The following is a 15,208-nucleotide window of genomic DNA, read 5'->3' as shown; positions in this document are numbered from 1 at the left end:
TATGCAATCGATTGCATAGTCAGTAGCGAATCTCCTTTATTTCTGCACGGTCGCGACGGGTGCGAAAATAGTGGCGGAATGTTTGTGTCAGTGGAACTGTGGCCGCGACTACGGGAAAAGGTCAACCCGGAAGTCATTGGCTCGAAAGACCTAGACGTCCGAAGACAGAAGCGTCTTGGCGTGGCGACTGCGAAGAGCCAATGCGATTGCAAGGAACCTTATAAATCTACTTTGGGCTAATACCATGCTTAGATTTAACCGTTCAATACGATAAGACTCTAGCGCCTGCCTGACCGAGATAGCGCGGCAAAGCTAGGTCCTCGCTAGTACGGCGATGGAAAAGAAATTCACACATAGACGGCAAGCGTGCCGCTATTAGATCGTCCGGGGGCCCTGGCGACGACCCAGCTACAACATCAGTTGCGGCCTTGCTGTTGATCGTCATCTACACAGGTGTTGCCGAGCCGAGCAATCCACGCCAATTCAGATTTGCGCCACACTCTTCCTTAGAACCAGACGATGCTCAAGCGCGATTCTGGTGGATGCTCTTGCGCCCTTGTAAATCTGGCGGAAGAGCACTTCTGCCCCCCGTCGCCCCATCTCGAAGCGCGGCACGGACACTGTCGACAATGCGGGATACATGAGCCCCGCCAGTTTCAGGTCATCAAAACCAAAGAACGACACGTCACCCGGTATGTCAAGGCCGGCCTGCCGTGCAGCGGCCATAGCGCTAATGGCAAGCTCATCGGTGGCACAGAAAACCGCTGTAGGATGCAACCCATCTTCGAGCATAGATTTCATGATCTCAAAACCGGACTCAGCGTCGTCTTTGAAAGAGCCCGTCGAGCGTACGTTCGTTAGCTCTGCGAGGCCGTGATCGCGCATAAAATCGACGTACGCCGCGCTACGATCACGATATGTCTCAGAGTGGTTAGGGCCGCCGATGTGGACAATGCGCCGATGCCCCATCGCATAAAGATGTGCCATCACTTCATTGGCGGCAGCAAAGTTATCAATGGTCACGCATGTAACGCCATCGTGTGGTACTGGTCGCGATATCGCGACCACTTTCCGATCGAATCCCTCCATGTTAAGGATCGCCTTTGGGGCACTTCCTGTAATGGTGATGATGCCATCAACGACGCCGGTCAGCAGTTGTTGCCCCAATTTTTCCTCACGCTTGGGCTGGCGCAACGTAACGCCCAACAAAACATTTACTCCCCGTTCCGCAAGTGTTTCGACAATGCCTTGGAGAACATCAGAATAGAATGGCGCGGCGATGTCTGAAACAATGACAAGCACTTGATTGGCGCGGCCATCGCGCAAATTGCGGGCTGCTTCATTCACCACGTATCCGGTATCGCGCACAATCTGATCAATCAGCGCCCGAGTCTCTTTGGCAACTAGTGGGCTTCCCGCCAAGGCGCGGCTGACGGTCGAGATATCGACACCTGCCAAGCGCGCGATCTCGGCCATCCTTGGTCGTCTCCCGGCCTGCCGTAGCGATGTGTCGTCGGTTGATGAAGTAGGCATGTTCCGTTCTTTCAATGAGTCCAAGGTTGTAGGTTGATCACTTTAAAGGTGCTGCTGCTCACGAGCGCATTTAGCAGCGGTTTCGGAAAAGACCCAGCGGCTCCCGAAGGCGCAACCTCATAGAGTAATAGCTGGGTTGAACTTATTCAATATCCTCAGAGGGTCGCAAGGTTCGATAAATTTAGGCCTCATTCAAAGAGTTGCCGACATAGTGGCCTTCTTCTTCGCATCTTCGGATCTCTCGACGACGCTTTTCTAGGGCGTAGCATACACATGTGCGGAGCCTGAGCTACTGCGCAACAGGGGCATCGGCTGAACGTTCCATTCGAAACCTTTGTAGAAAGACCGTTTGAACTTGTTTCAGAGCGGTATACCGTAGAAGATAATTTTCGCGCTGCCGTATTCCGACTGACGGCACTAGAATATAAGAGTTTCTTTAAATGACGCTTTTGACCGTGCCTAATTCAGCTTGATTGGTTCGTAGGCCTGGCATGCGAGCACTTCACAATTTTAGTCAGCCTTTGGGTCACGCCAGGTCTCAACGGTCAAGACGAAGTCACCCTGTGATTCCCAAGTTTGAGCATTTGTTCGGCGCACCGTTGTCGATCATCACCGTCTCATGCGGAGCCAGGATCTTTCTGCCCCGCTCAAGATGCCTTTTTAGCAGACCCAGTTTATCCGTTTGCTTTGGATGCATCCAAAGCACTCACGGAAACAAGCTTGCTGCCAAAATTATGGGTTTTACAAATGTCGGAACGAACACCAACGTTTTGTGCCTTGTTAACCCCGCACTAAGAACCCGCGGCGAACTTCGAAAAATACAATCGATTGTTTTTCTGATGCAATCGATTGTATCATGTTAAAATCCGCTTTGATCCTTAGGCTCACCGTAAGGCTGAAGCAACGGCGCGCCTATAAGTTCTAACAAACATCCTTGGAAAACGGACTGACATGAACCTTGCATTTCTTTCCGCTACCGGTATCGGCAAGGCATTGGCCCGAGGCGATTTCACATCGGAAGTACTGGTGATCGAATTGCTTGCTCGCATCCATACGTACGACCAGGCATTGAGCGCGTTTGTCGAGGTCTACGGGGATGACGCGCTACGGGCGGCGAGGGAATCGGACGAAAGACGGTCCCGCAACCAGGCAAGGGGCACCCTTGACGGTGTTCCATTCGCGGCCAAGGATCTGTTTGACGTCGAGGGATATGCCACGTTGGCCGGATCGAAGGCCTCCGCAACCACGCCCGCAATTCGATCGGCCACGGCTGTCCGGCGATTGTTGGACGAGGGCATGATCCTTGTTGGCAAGACGCATACGGTCGAATTCGCTTACGGCAGTTGGGGAACGAATCCAAGCGTCGGCACTCCGGTCAACCCACGGGATGCTCTAGTTCAACGAGTGCCGGGCGGGTCATCCAGCGGATCAGCTGTGGCGGTAGCTGCCGGGCTGGTCCCCGTTGCGCTAGGCACCGATACGGGCGGCTCAGTGCGCAGCCCTTCGGCATTGTGTGGCATTGTAGGAATGAAGACCTCGCTCGGGCTGGTCGGACGCGGCGGGGTGCAGCCGCTCGCCCTAATCTTCGACACAGTCGGGCCGATGACCCGTTCGGTCGAGGACGCGGCACTCATTCAAGCGGCGTTGCAAGGAGAGGATGCAGACGATCCGGCAACATTTGGGGTTCAGCGGGCAGACGCTCTTGTGAATCTCAACAAGGGTGTTGCGGGGCTAACTTTGCGCTATCCGACCATGGATGACCTCAAAGGCGCAGAACCCGGAATCCTTGAGCGCTTCAAGACGACGATCGTTGATCTCGAAGCGATGGGCGCGGTCCTCGAGCAGAAGCCACTACCTCGCTCGCTAGAAACATATGCAAGCCTCGGTGCCAACATTACGACCGTGGAAGCTTGGGACCGTTACGGCGATCTTGTCGACATGGAGAACAGTCTCGTCAACGCGGAAATTGCGAAGCGAATGTCGCGCGGCAAAACGATGAACATCAAGGACTACCTTGGCTACGAAGCGCAGCGGCGGCTGTTGCAAACAGAGATCCATCACTACTTCGCAGGTGCGGATGCCATACTGCTTCCCTCATCGCCGATTACGGCAAAGCCCATAGAAGGCGCGCACGACGCAGCCGCGCCGTTTGGTCTTTTCACCCGTTTCGTTAATCTGATGGACCTCGCTTCCCTGAGCATACCTATGGGAGATGTCGAGGGCCTCCCCACTGCTGTTCAGATAGTTGTTCGTCGCTACGCCGACCCCATGGCTTTTCAAATCGGACGCGCGCTCGAAGTTCAGCGCGGTGGATTGTTTGCGCCTCCTTCCGGCTACGGCCTCCTGGATGGCCCGGCAGTATCGGCGAAATGACGAGCATCCGGTCTGCGCGGTTAGAAATACTTTGAACTTCATCGAAACCCCTGACGGCGATTATTGTGTCGACTGATGAAAGCCAATCTTTATGGAGATTAATGTGGCCGGAGACGCCGATCGTAGAGCAATTGGGATAGCAAGCGTGTCGGACCGCGCGGAGCCTTCTGTTGCCATGGTTACAGGAGCGAGCTGCAGCATTGGAGCTGCGACGGCACGCTTACTTGCCCACCAGGTCTATCGGCTGGCTTTAAGGTTGCGCTCCGGCTGCCAGAGGCTTGCTGCCGAGCTCCATGCATGGAGTTTCGCAGGCTCACTGACAGAAAAGAGCGATCTGAAGGGCTTCGTCAGAGACACAATTGCCCAATGTGGCCTGCTGGACGCGGAAGTAAGCAGCACCGACCGCTATGCGTCCATACTGAACAATCTTGAGATCACTCCGGCTCCGTCGATTAGCTTGGAAGGCTTCAGGTTCGAACCTGAAATCAAACCTGACTTGTTTGCGATTACCCGCGAGGCCTGGCAAAAAACCGTCGACTTGCTGGTTGACGGAACGGTAAGTACCGCTAAGTTCACAACGCCTCATCCACTGGGTCGGGAGGCGGCGCAATCGTCGCGTTATCGGGCATGGAGGCCTTCAGGTCAAGGCTCCGGAACCTGCTTGGTCCTGCGCGCTCAGCCCATCACGGCTTCACGCGTCTTTACGCCGCCCGAAACGCTGCATCGGCCATACGCAAGAACTGCGTGCTTCCTAGGCTGATGGAGAGCGCTGTACTCAATTTTGATTTGCAATTGCCACGCACAATCTCAATGGGCCGCACGAGGAAAACTAGAGGAAATAGTAGACACCGTCGCTTTCTGGTGTGTCCCGCCTCGTCCTACGTCACGGGCCAGTTGCTATTAGCCAATGGCGGCTTGAATCGGGGGATCATCTAGGGGCTAACCCAGTGCCCTATGTAGTGGTGTAGTTCGATGGTGAAACGCCCATTCTTTAAATCGACGTTATAAATTCTCTTCCGATCCCCATGATAATCACGCAAGTTAACATCTATTTGGCCCAAAGCGGCAAACTGCATCCCATCCTTGTTGAAGTAGTAACCGACGAAGGGTTGCGCGGCATCGGCGAAGCAGGCGTTGCATACGGTCGTGGCGCGACAGCCGCCGCCGGCATGTTAAAGGACCTCGCCGCTGATCTGATTGGCCGCGATCCCGCTCGCATCGAAGCGTTTTCCACGCACGTCTATGACCACACCTTCTGGGGCAAAGGTGGTGGCACGATCGTGTTCGCCGCGTTGAGTGCAATCGAGCAGGCCTTATGGGACATCAAAGGCCGCGCCTGCGGTCTTCCGGTCTACGAGATGCTAGGTGGTGCGGTCAACGACCGCGTTCGCTGCTATGCAAACGGCTGGTACGAATCTGCTCAGACGCCCGATGAATTCGCTCGCGCGACCGAACGTCCACTTAACGATGGCTACACCGCGCTCAAGTTCTATCCGCTCGGCCAGATGGTCGGAGCCAATATGCGACATGTGAGCCAACGGGCGATCACACGTGAACAGGCTGACCTGGCAGTTGCGCGCGTTAGGGCGGTGCGCAACGCGATCGGGCCTCACGTCGATCTGATGCTGGATCTGAGTGGCGGGCTCACCGCGGCAGAAGCCACGCGACTTTGCAGCCGCTTCGAGCCTTACGATATTCTCTTCGTCGAAGAGCCCACTGATCCATCCGACGCCGAAGCAATGGCGTGGGTCGCCGCACGCACGTCGATTCCGTTGGCTGCGGGCGAGCGCAATTACGGGCGTCATCAGATGCGCGCGCTAATCGAAACGCGAGCAGTCGACATCGTCCAGCCCGATCCGTGCAACACCGGCGGAATAATGGAGACGAAAAAGATTGCTGCAATGGCCGAAGCATTCGGGATGCGAGTTGCTCCCCACGTTTGTGGAAGTGCGCTTGCCACGCAGGTCGCGCTTNTGCAACACCGGCGGAATAATGGAGACGAAAAAGATTGCTGCAATGGCCGAAGCATTCGGGATGCGAGTTGCTCCCCACGTTTGTGGAAGTGCGCTTGCCACGCAGGTCGCGCTTCATTTAGGGGTTAATCTGCCGAATGTATCCATGCTTGAGCTTTACCCCTACTTCCGACTTCACGATGGCGCCATTGACACGATCGTCGACGCACCGGAGTTGAAGATAAAAGATGGCTACCTGGCGCTGCCCGAGGGCGCGGGTCTTGGCGCCGAATTAAACCAAGCCGTGCTCGCCCCGTTCTTATGGGACAGCGTCAGCGGACCCGTATAAGATCTGCGCGAGCTTTCCCCAGCGGCATGCGAGATGAGCACGAGAACGACTCGCTGCACGCACCGCGTCGAGCGACGCATGCCGCGGGTGACTCGATGCCACGGCCTAAGCTGTGGGAACCATTACTGTCCCGCGGACCTAGTTACAAAGGTGAGCCGCGATCTTCCATTCGGAAGATGTGCAACCGCATGGAGAGGTTGGTGACCCACGCGCGGGCGGGCTAGCTAGTCGGCACTTTCACAGAGAGTCGCTCACTTCCCGAAATTCAGCTTAAACAGTGATCAGGCACTTGCCGACGCGCTCAATCTTGGGACCTCCCCGACTTCGAGAAGCCCACTCCGGCGGGTTACTCGATCCGGAGCAAGCGGCCGCGCGCGGGAAAGCCAGCATTAGGGTGTCGACGAAGCCTTCGCAGCGGCAGCTTTCTTTTCCGCATTTTGGATGTTTTGCGGATAGTCGGTCTGGTTGGCAGAGGGGTTGTAACCGTTCTTTTCTAGAGTGCCTATTTCTGCGTCCTTCCGTTCGCGGTTAGCTTTTCGGGCTTCCTTGCGTTGCAAATTCTTGATTTGCTTGGGTGTTGATGCAGCCGTTTCAGCATTTTGCGCCATTGCGACCGGTGGAATCATCCCAACAGCAGTTATTGATAGAGCAGCGACCACGGCGACGAAACGAGAATGGAACATAAAAAAGCTCTCCAGAAAAACGTCAATTATCTATTGTGCGCAACCTAGGTCGAAGCTGTCGCTTCTAGATTCGCAACACCATCACGTTTGAGAGTGAAGGCATGTGTATGTGCGTACGGGTCCGACTTGCCTTTGACATCACCAACACTTTGGGACATGCATGGGCATCCGTACGGCTTGAATATCAGAAACGGTGCAGCGACATAATTCTTTCACCGTTGCGCGTATAAATGTGTTAACACCCGTTTTTGGGTAGAAACCGGTTTCGCACACCGAGTTAACGTGAAAGCTGCCGACTGAAAATGCATAGGCAAGCCGCTCATTCGGGACCTCGAGCGATGCCCCGACAAGTGATCGCAATTCGCCCTTCCCTGCGGAAAGGCCTCGGATTCGAGATTGAGAACGGGCTGCCAAAGCGCCTCCTGCAGACGCAGCAAAGAGAAAGCGCTTCGAGAATGCACGCGTTGAACACGTACGATGGATCGATTAGCGAGGATGAACTTCATCGCCGTGAGGTTCAGCACTCGACAATATTAACTGCCAAACCGCCGCGCGATGTCTCTTTGTACTTAGTCTCCATATCCGCGCCTGTTTGCATCATTGTTTTGATGACCGAATCGAGCGAAACATAGTGCGTGCCATCCCCTCGTAAAGCCATGCGCGCCGCATTCACCGCCTTTACTGAACCCATCGCATTGCGTTCAATGCAAGGAATCTAGACCATTCCCCAAACATGGTCACATGTGAGGCCGAGGGTTGTGTTCCATGCCGATCTCAGCAGCATTACATACCTCGGTGGGCGGTCCGCCCATCACAGCGGTCAATCCGGCGGCCGCCATTGAACAAGCAACACCAACCTTGCCTTGGCACCCAACCTCAGCGCCTGAAATCGAAGCGTTCAGCTTATAGAGCGTTCCAATTGCGGCAGACGTTAATAGAAAATCTTTCACGCCCTCTAAATTGGACCCAGGTACAAATCGATCGTAGTAGTGCAGCACGGCTGGAATGATGCCCGCTGCGCCATTGGTCGGCGCAGTAACGACGTGCCCACCAGCCGCGTTCTCTTCATTCACTGCGATTGCGTACAGATTAATCCAATCGATGGTGGACGGGGGATCGGTCAGCGCCTGTTACGGCCTGTCAAGGAGCGCTAGGTTAAGGCGGGGGCTCGCCGCTTTACTCTGAAAGGACCAGAAAGAAGCCCATCCGCGTCGGCATTTGCGATCCCGCAACCGCGTCTCACGCAGGCTTGCATTACGTTCCATATCCTTAGTAGTTTGGGCCGAATGTCGTCTTCGTTACACCGCGGTCTGTCCCATGGCCCTTGCCGGTGGCACCCAGCGGGCCGTACAGTTCGCACTTTACCGAAACCGTATCTTCTAGCAGCCCATCACTTCAAGAGACTGCACAAACATGGGCGCCGCGCGCTTGGGACCGACGGTGTGTGAACTCGAAGGTCCGATGCCAATCTTGAATATATCTAGAACACTGACTGCCATGCTTTTCCCTAACGGTTAGTTTCAGGCGTACTTCTAACTTGCTTAGTGGATACGACGAGTACCTAATAAAAAGCTGTTTGCAAGCGCAATCCGTTGGTGAATAACCGTGGATGGGGTCAAACGAGTTGACTGCGCACACCCCCGTGGATTATCTGGAGTACGACAGTCGCAGTAGATTGACTTAACGCGCCGAAGCGATATCGGCCAAACGGAACCTGCCTACAATTTCCGCCAGTTTAAATGACTGCTCTTTCAGAAAATCTGCGGCTGCAGACGATTGCTCGACAAGAGCAGCGTTTTGTTGAGTGACTGCGTCAAGCTGCGTAACGGCTTGATTGACCTGCCCGACGCCAGTTCTTTGCTCGCTCGTTGCCACGGATATTTCTGCGATTATCGTGCTCACCTGTCGAACGCTCTTGACGATTTCATCCATCGTTTCACCAGCGTTTGTCACGAGCTGTGCACCTCTAGTAACCTTGTTCGCCGAATCGTCAATGAGTTGCTTGATTTCTTTGGCAGCTTGCGCACTGCGCTGAGCAAGAATTCGAACTTCTCCGGCTACGACAGCAAATCCCCGGCCCTGCTCGCCTGCACGTGCAGCCTCGACCGCAGCATTCAAAGCGAGGATATTAGTCTGAAAAGCGATCCCATCGATGACCCCGATGATGGCAGCAATCTTACCCGAGGATGCAGATATCGCCGCCATGGTTGAAACTACTTCAGTAACAGCGACGCCTCCCTGCAGAGCCACTTGTGAAGCCGCCTCTGCGAGACGGTGAGCTTGAGTAGCCGCCTCAGCTGATTGTCCTACCGTGCCATGAATTTCTTCCATTGACGCGGCTGTCTCTTGTAAAGAAGAGGCTGCATGCTCAGTGCGAGCCGATAGGTCTTGGTTCCCTTGTGAAATTTCGGACGCAGCGTTCTTTACAGCTTCGCTGCTAATTCTTATCTCGACCAAAACTGAAGTCATTTTGTCGACGAAAAGGTTAAACGACCGCGCTATAGCGGCGACTTCGTCGTCGCCTTCAGCAGACAATCGCTTAGTTAGATCGCCGCTTCCGGAACCGATCTCCTCCATCGCATCCCGAGCATGAGACAATCGCTTGAAAGGCGGTGCTGTAAGCATGCCAATAAGTAAAATGGCTGCCAAAGCGACAATCATCGTGCCAAAAAACTCCGTTCGAGCTAGCGCATGCATACCCGCTGTGGCGTCAGATTCGTCGAGGGCAATGACGAGTTCCCAATCCGTGCCAGGGATTGCTTCTGCGTGCAACAATTTATTTCTGTCACCGATTTTGACATTCAATGGCTCCGAAGCGGCGCCAAGCCTCTTGATCGTCTCTGCGGTTAGACTACGCGTAATGTCAGTAACAGGTCGCATGCTCAGTTTTACGTCAGGATGAGCAATGATGGTGCCGTTTTGATTTACTAGAAATGCAAAACTTGCAGGAGTCGGATGGATGGCGTTCACATTCGCACTGACCGAATCCAAGGCAATATCAGCACCCAGGACCGCTTTTATAGCGCCGTTTTCTAGAATAGGACGGGACAGCGTTACAACCAACTTACGGGACGTATGTGCAATGTACGGATCAGTCACACTGAGTTTTCCAGTTGCCAAAGCCTGTCTGTAATAGGGTCGTGTTGTGGGATCAACGTCGGCGCTGGAAGGTCGATGGCCCAAGCTTGACGTCGATGTGAAGCGCTTATCAGGGAATGCCATATAAACAGCCGCAAAGCTGCCACTCGCTTTTACCTGGGTAAGCAGGTTTTCAGCATCGCCGTCAAGCTGCAACGGAGTGATGGCATTGACAATCGTAGCCTTTTCTGTCAGCCAATCACTAATAGCCAATGAATGCCCGGCCGAGATGGCGGCAAGATTCTGGTTAATCGTCTCCTGGTCATAGGAACGGGCAACATAGTAATTTAGAACCCCACTTATCGACAAAGCAGCGACCAGAGTTGCGACGCAGATCATTAAGATACGAACGCGAATAGATGAGAACATGGGTTGCTTGACGTTGTCTTTAATTAGGCTATGGAACTACAGGAACAAGATGATCAGGGTCTTTCGAACAAGGGCTGGTTTCTTACAACCACCAAAAGCGTTGACGCCATACTCTTCGTCAGCATGGCGTCGCATCGCAACACGCTTTTTTAGAACTTGTGACGAATACCAAGCAGCGCCGCGACCTGATTTGACGTACTTGAAGCTGAAAGACCTGCAAGCTGAGCGGTCGCTGGCGCACCGAACGAATTGTTGCCGGATGCATGTTGATATAACCCCGTCACATACAAGTCCGTTCGTTTCGACAAGAAGTAATCAGCGCCGATCATACCTTGATGGATTTTTTCGTTATTAAGGCTGTAAGCTTTCGTATAGTCGTAAGCAATGCCTAACAGTAACGCGGGTGTCACTTGGTACTTGAAGTTGCCTTCGATGTTATTTAACTTGGCATTGCCGAACTTGGGCGCACCAGTAGGTTGACCCATTACAGCGGTCTGTCCGAGCCCTTTGAATTGTATATTGCTGTAAGTACCGCCCACGGTTGCAGCACCAAGCGTATAAGCACCGCCTGCCGCGAACACCTGTTGTGCCTGCGCTGACGCGAAGCCTGAGTACACTTGCGAGCCTCCCATATTCGACGAAGTGGCTGACGATGAAGCGTTATTCCCGAACGCCGAATAGTTAGGATTTTTTACGTTAAAATACGCCGCCCCTAATATCAGAGGGCCCTGCGTGTATCCAACACCCCCCGAAAAGATTTGGTTGCGGTTAAACGAGCCAGCGACGCCCCCCAAACTATAAAGGCCGCTAAACTTGATACCGCCGTAATTCGAACTTGTGTATTTGATTGAATTGTTGGTGCGGTTTGAATTGTTAAGGTTGTCAAGATCCCCCGGATGTGCCCCATAAAAGGTAGCCCACTGATCCGCTGCTTCTAGTGGCCCGACGAAGTCTACAACCGAGTCATATTGGCGACCTAATGTAACTGCACCAAAATTATTGCTTGAAAGACCCACATAGGCCTGACGTCCAAACTCGTCTCCACCCTGATTCAATCTACCCGTAAACACATTGAAACCGTTTTCGAGGACGAAAAGTGCCTTTAGACCACCACCAAGGTCTTCATTTCCACGCAAGCCCCATCGATCGCCCTGCTGGTTGCCGGCGGACGTCGAATACAGCTTTTGCCCTGCTGAATTGTTGGTGTATAAGAACCCAGCGTCGACGATGCCGTACAGATTGACACTGCTCTGAGCATGTGAGACGCCGGTTGATGCCACCAGTGCGGCAAGCGCAAACAAGGAACGTTTCATTTGTTATCCTAATCGTTTTGATTTTTTAAGTTGACGGAACTTCAGATTACGTACTGAAAAAATGGGTCAATAAAAGCGCCCAAAAAAACCAGAAAACTTAAACTCCGCTTAGAGAGTAGTAGATCAAAGGGTCATAAGGTTGCGGCTACGTAATGGCCCGGGGCAACTTCCTCTAGACGAACGTCTTCTGGACGATATGTTAAGTTGTGCACCGGACTAGGAATATCTCCGCTGATCAACGATCGACTTAGTGTGCGTTTTTCGGGGTCAGCAACGAGGACTGCAGATAGCAGCTTCTGCGTGTAGGGATGTCTCGGCGTTTCAAAGATTTGGCGCCTAGTCCCGATTTCGACAATCCTACCTAGGTACATCACTGCCACGCGATGACTAACTCGCTCTACGACAGCCAAGTCATGCGAGATAAAAAGGAAGGCAATTCCGAGGTCTGCCTGAAGGTCCTGTATTAAGTTGATAATCTGCGCTTGGATAGAAACATCAAGTGCCGAGACGGATTCGTCAGCGACGACCAATTTAGGAGACAACGCTAGAGCCCGCGCGATGCAAATCCGCTGCCGTTGCCCGCCTGAGAACTGATGGGGATACCGATGCGCGGATGACGCCGGTAATCCAACTCGTTCGAGCAATTCGCCTGCGCGAGTGCGAGCTGCTGCGCCGTGCATGATCCCATGAACGAGAAGCGGCTCTATTAAGCTTTGCTCGATGCTTCGCCGCGGATCTAGAGAAGCGTACGGGTCCTGAAATACCATTTGTATCTCGCGGCGCACTGCTTTGAGTTCGGCACCCCTCAAATCAGCGATGTTCTTGCCACCGAATTCGATGCTGCCGCCTTGCGCCGCTATAATCCGAGCTACCGTGCGCGCTGTTGTCGACTTGCCGCAACCAGACTCGCCGACAAGCGCAAGGGTTTCTCCTGAGTGCAGATCAAAGCTCACGCTTTCAACGGCGTGGACCCGTTTCTGCACTCTTCCCAATACCCCCCCGCGCAAGTCGTACCTGCAAACAAGTTTCCTTACTCGAAGCAACGGGTCGCTGTTGCGTTGCGGAACCAACCGTGTGGGCACGGCCGTCGGATCAGGGTTTTGGGAGGCGCTGTCGTCAGCGACAGGGAATTTCGCAGGCCGATCGGTTCCTTTCATCGCTCCTAGCTTAGGCACAGCAGCTAGTAGTGCCCGGGTGTATGCGTGGTCCGGAGAGCCGAATATCTTTTTGGCCGTACCACGCTCTAAGGTGTCTCCTTGACGCATCACCATGACATCGTCGGCTATCTGAGCCACAACACCCATGTCATGCGTTATGAAGATAACCCCCATGTCCATTTCGCTTTGCAGTTCTCGGATGATTTGCAGGATTTGAGCTTGAACGGTTACGTCCAATGCCGTTGTTGGTTCATCCGCAATCAACAGGGCAGGCTCGCACGCAAGCGCCATTGCGATCATCACCCGCTGTCGCATGCCGCCTGAAAGTTGATGTGGATAGCGGTCTATGACTTGTCGAGAATCCGGAATACGAACAAGGTCCAGCATTCGCAAAGCCCGTGCTCTCGCGGCGCGATGGCCTTCGGGCCGATGTAATAGGATGGCCTCAACAAGCTGAGAACCAATCTTGAAAATTGGGTTCAACGATGTCATCGGCTCTTGAAAAATCATTGCTATGTCGGAACCCCGCACCTTACGCAACGTATCCTGGGTGGCGTTCACCAGTTCAATTACACCGTGCAACCTTGTGCGTAACTGAATACTGCCCGATACAATATGGCCACCTCCTAGTTCTACCAGGCGCATCATTGCAAGCGAGGTGACTGATTTACCAGATCCGGACTCTCCTACTATTGCGAGCGTCTGCCCGCGGCGTACATCGAACGAGACGTCATGAACTACCGGCGTCGCGGCACCTCCAGCCCCAAAAGCAATACGTAGATTTTTTATTCGGGCTACCAGTTGCTCGTCCATCACAGGCTCCATCATGCCAAAATTGCTTCTACTGCCCTATCCAGTTCGGCGCCGGCTGAGGACAGTCGAGACCGCGCAAGTTCAACCCATTTTCGATCTTTTTCGCGTTCCACACATGCATCGGCTAACAGCCGATCAACCTGAGAAGGCCCGACACTTCCGGTTGTTACTCGTGTTTCGACGAACCGACGCGGATCAAGCGCGTCGCGCACAATCTCATCGCTGAGATTCAAAGAAAAACCGGCCGTTTCCATCGCCGCCCGATCAAGCGAAGCACCCGTTAGTTCAGCCGGTCTGACGCCTGTTGCCAAACTATTGCGTACTACGCGTGCAACGATATGGTGTACCTGTCGGAACGAGATCCCCGTCTCACGCACAATCACATCAGCGAGGTTGCTCGCCGTGCACCAACTGCCGGCAAGCAGTTCCGACATCCGCGCGTCATGTACGATTAGAGTGTCGATCACTCCTGCGAAAAGGTCGAGCATGCCTTCAGTAGTTTGCAATGCACTATGAATGAGCGGCAAATCGCGCATCGCCTGGTCTCCAGTGCCTTCTGCCCGAAATGTTGCTAGGGCAGTTGCTAGCCAAGTCACCGCCTCTCCGGCCGCTTTTTTGATTGTCTCCAAAGCTGCCGGGTTTTTTTTCTGCGGGAATATGCTGCTGGTTCCGCAGTAGCTGTCGTCGCTTTCAACCAGCCCGAACTCAATACTCGACCACAAGTGCAGATCTGTAGCGAGGTCATTCATATCAGCCATCACAAATGAAAGGGCACCAATAGCTTCTGCGGCATACCACGCCTCGCGCCCCAATTTGGAATTTTCGAGTACAGCATCAAAGCCAAGAAGGTTGGTGGTTCGTGTTCGATTTAAGGGCCACGAGGTTCCTGCAAGCCCTACGGCCCCCAGCGGATTGCGATTCACCCTCGCGTAGGCTTGCGTCAGCCGTTCGAAACTATCGTGCAAACGTGTTGCGAAGCTCAGCAGATAATGTCCAAAAACCCAGGGCTGAGCGTGTTGCATATGTGTGTACCCAGGCATGATGGTTCGCGAATGCCGAGCAGCCTGATTGGATATCGCGGTTTGAAGGACATTTAGCCGATCCATGACGTCCAACATGCGATTACGATCGTAGAGGCGCCGGACAGTGGCGCCTTGGTCAATACGGCTTCGTCCGGTATGCATCTGACCGGCAAAATCCTCTCCAATTGCGGCCAAAAGAAACGACTCGACCTGCAGCAAGAAGCTACCTTTTCGAACATCAGTCGGAAAATCATCAGCCTGCATTTCCCGCAACCGCAACAGTTGCTTTAAGATTGAACGTCCCACCGGACGCCCGATAATCCCTTCCTCGACCAGCATTGCGGTGTGTGCAAGATCGACCGCTAGGAACTCTCGGTACTGGCTTTTCTCACGTTCCAGGCCAGGGATGTCGTGGTATTTGACTAAACGCTCAGCCGGGGGAGCACTCAAGCGCGCTTCGGTCAGTAGGGTTTCGTTCTCAGCAATATGTGTAGTCATCAGTTTTC

At 53.8% G+C, this 15,208-nt stretch carries 8 protein-coding genes and 3 pseudogenes; 4 read left to right on the top strand and 7 right to left on the bottom strand.

Annotated elements, in window-relative coordinates; genetic code table 11:
- Nucleotides 1–483: 483 nt before the first annotated feature.
- Nucleotides 484–1,476, bottom strand: a complete 993-nt coding sequence (locus ASG35_RS20300; RefSeq protein WP_056361681.1) for a LacI family DNA-binding transcriptional regulator — start codon at nt 1,474–1,476, stop codon at nt 484–486.
- A gap of 1,008 nt (nt 1,477–2,484) precedes the next feature.
- On the opposite strand from ASG35_RS20300, the gene ASG35_RS20295 reads away from it, so the two are divergent.
- The 4 genes and pseudogenes from ASG35_RS20295 to ASG35_RS30950 form a co-directional block, all read left to right on the top strand.
- Nucleotides 2,485–3,906: an amidase gene (locus ASG35_RS20295; RefSeq protein ID WP_056361677.1), complete on the top strand. Its 1,422-nt coding sequence runs from the start codon at nt 2,485–2,487 to the stop codon at nt 3,904–3,906.
- Nucleotides 3,907–4,512: 606 nt separating this feature from the next.
- Nucleotides 4,513–4,842 (top strand): annotated as a pseudogene (locus ASG35_RS32805) (SDR family oxidoreductase); the annotation flags it as partial.
- A gap of 89 nt (nt 4,843–4,931) precedes the next feature.
- Nucleotides 4,932–5,879: pseudogene (locus ASG35_RS32800) on the top strand (mandelate racemase/muconate lactonizing enzyme family protein); the annotation flags it as partial.
- 1 nt (nt 5,880) lies between these two features.
- On the top strand, nt 5,881–6,207 hold a 327-nt coding region (locus ASG35_RS30950), incomplete at its 5' end, for an enolase C-terminal domain-like protein (protein ID WP_327019654.1).
- Between the two features lie 389 nt (nt 6,208–6,596).
- On the opposite strand, the gene ASG35_RS20275 is transcribed toward ASG35_RS30950, so the two are convergent.
- From ASG35_RS20275 to argH, 6 genes and pseudogenes are all read right to left on the bottom strand, one after another.
- Nucleotides 6,597–6,890, bottom strand: coding sequence for a hypothetical protein (locus ASG35_RS20275; protein WP_056361665.1), 294 nt, complete (start codon nt 6,888–6,890; stop codon nt 6,597–6,599).
- A 517-nt stretch (nt 6,891–7,407) separates the two neighbouring features.
- Nucleotides 7,408–8,389: pseudogene (locus ASG35_RS20270) on the bottom strand (L-serine ammonia-lyase).
- Between the two features lie 181 nt (nt 8,390–8,570).
- Nucleotides 8,571–10,397 carry a methyl-accepting chemotaxis protein gene (locus tag ASG35_RS20265; protein WP_056361662.1) on the bottom strand — a complete coding sequence of 609 codons (1,827 nt, stop codon included), beginning with the start codon at nt 10,395–10,397 and terminating at the stop codon, nt 8,571–8,573.
- A 149-nt stretch (nt 10,398–10,546) separates the two neighbouring features.
- Nucleotides 10,547–11,710, bottom strand: a complete 1,164-nt coding sequence (locus ASG35_RS20260; protein WP_056361658.1) for a porin — start codon at nt 11,708–11,710, stop codon at nt 10,547–10,549.
- A 131-nt stretch (nt 11,711–11,841) separates the two neighbouring features.
- Nucleotides 11,842–13,680 (bottom strand): dipeptide ABC transporter ATP-binding protein, encoded by a 1,839-nt coding sequence (locus tag ASG35_RS20255; RefSeq protein WP_156393285.1) that lies wholly within the window; start codon nt 13,678–13,680, stop codon nt 11,842–11,844.
- Between the two features lie 11 nt (nt 13,681–13,691).
- Nucleotides 13,692–15,200 (bottom strand): argininosuccinate lyase, encoded by a 1,509-nt coding sequence (gene argH, locus ASG35_RS20250; protein WP_056361653.1) that lies wholly within the window; start codon nt 15,198–15,200, stop codon nt 13,692–13,694.
- Nucleotides 15,201–15,208 lie beyond the last annotated feature (8 nt).

The sequence above is a fragment of the Burkholderia sp. Leaf177 genome (assembly GCF_001424345.1).
Classification (GTDB): domain Bacteria; phylum Pseudomonadota; class Gammaproteobacteria; order Burkholderiales; family Burkholderiaceae; genus Caballeronia.
Note: the sequence above shows the minus strand (reverse complement) of the source record. Positions and strands in the feature narration are given on the sequence as shown.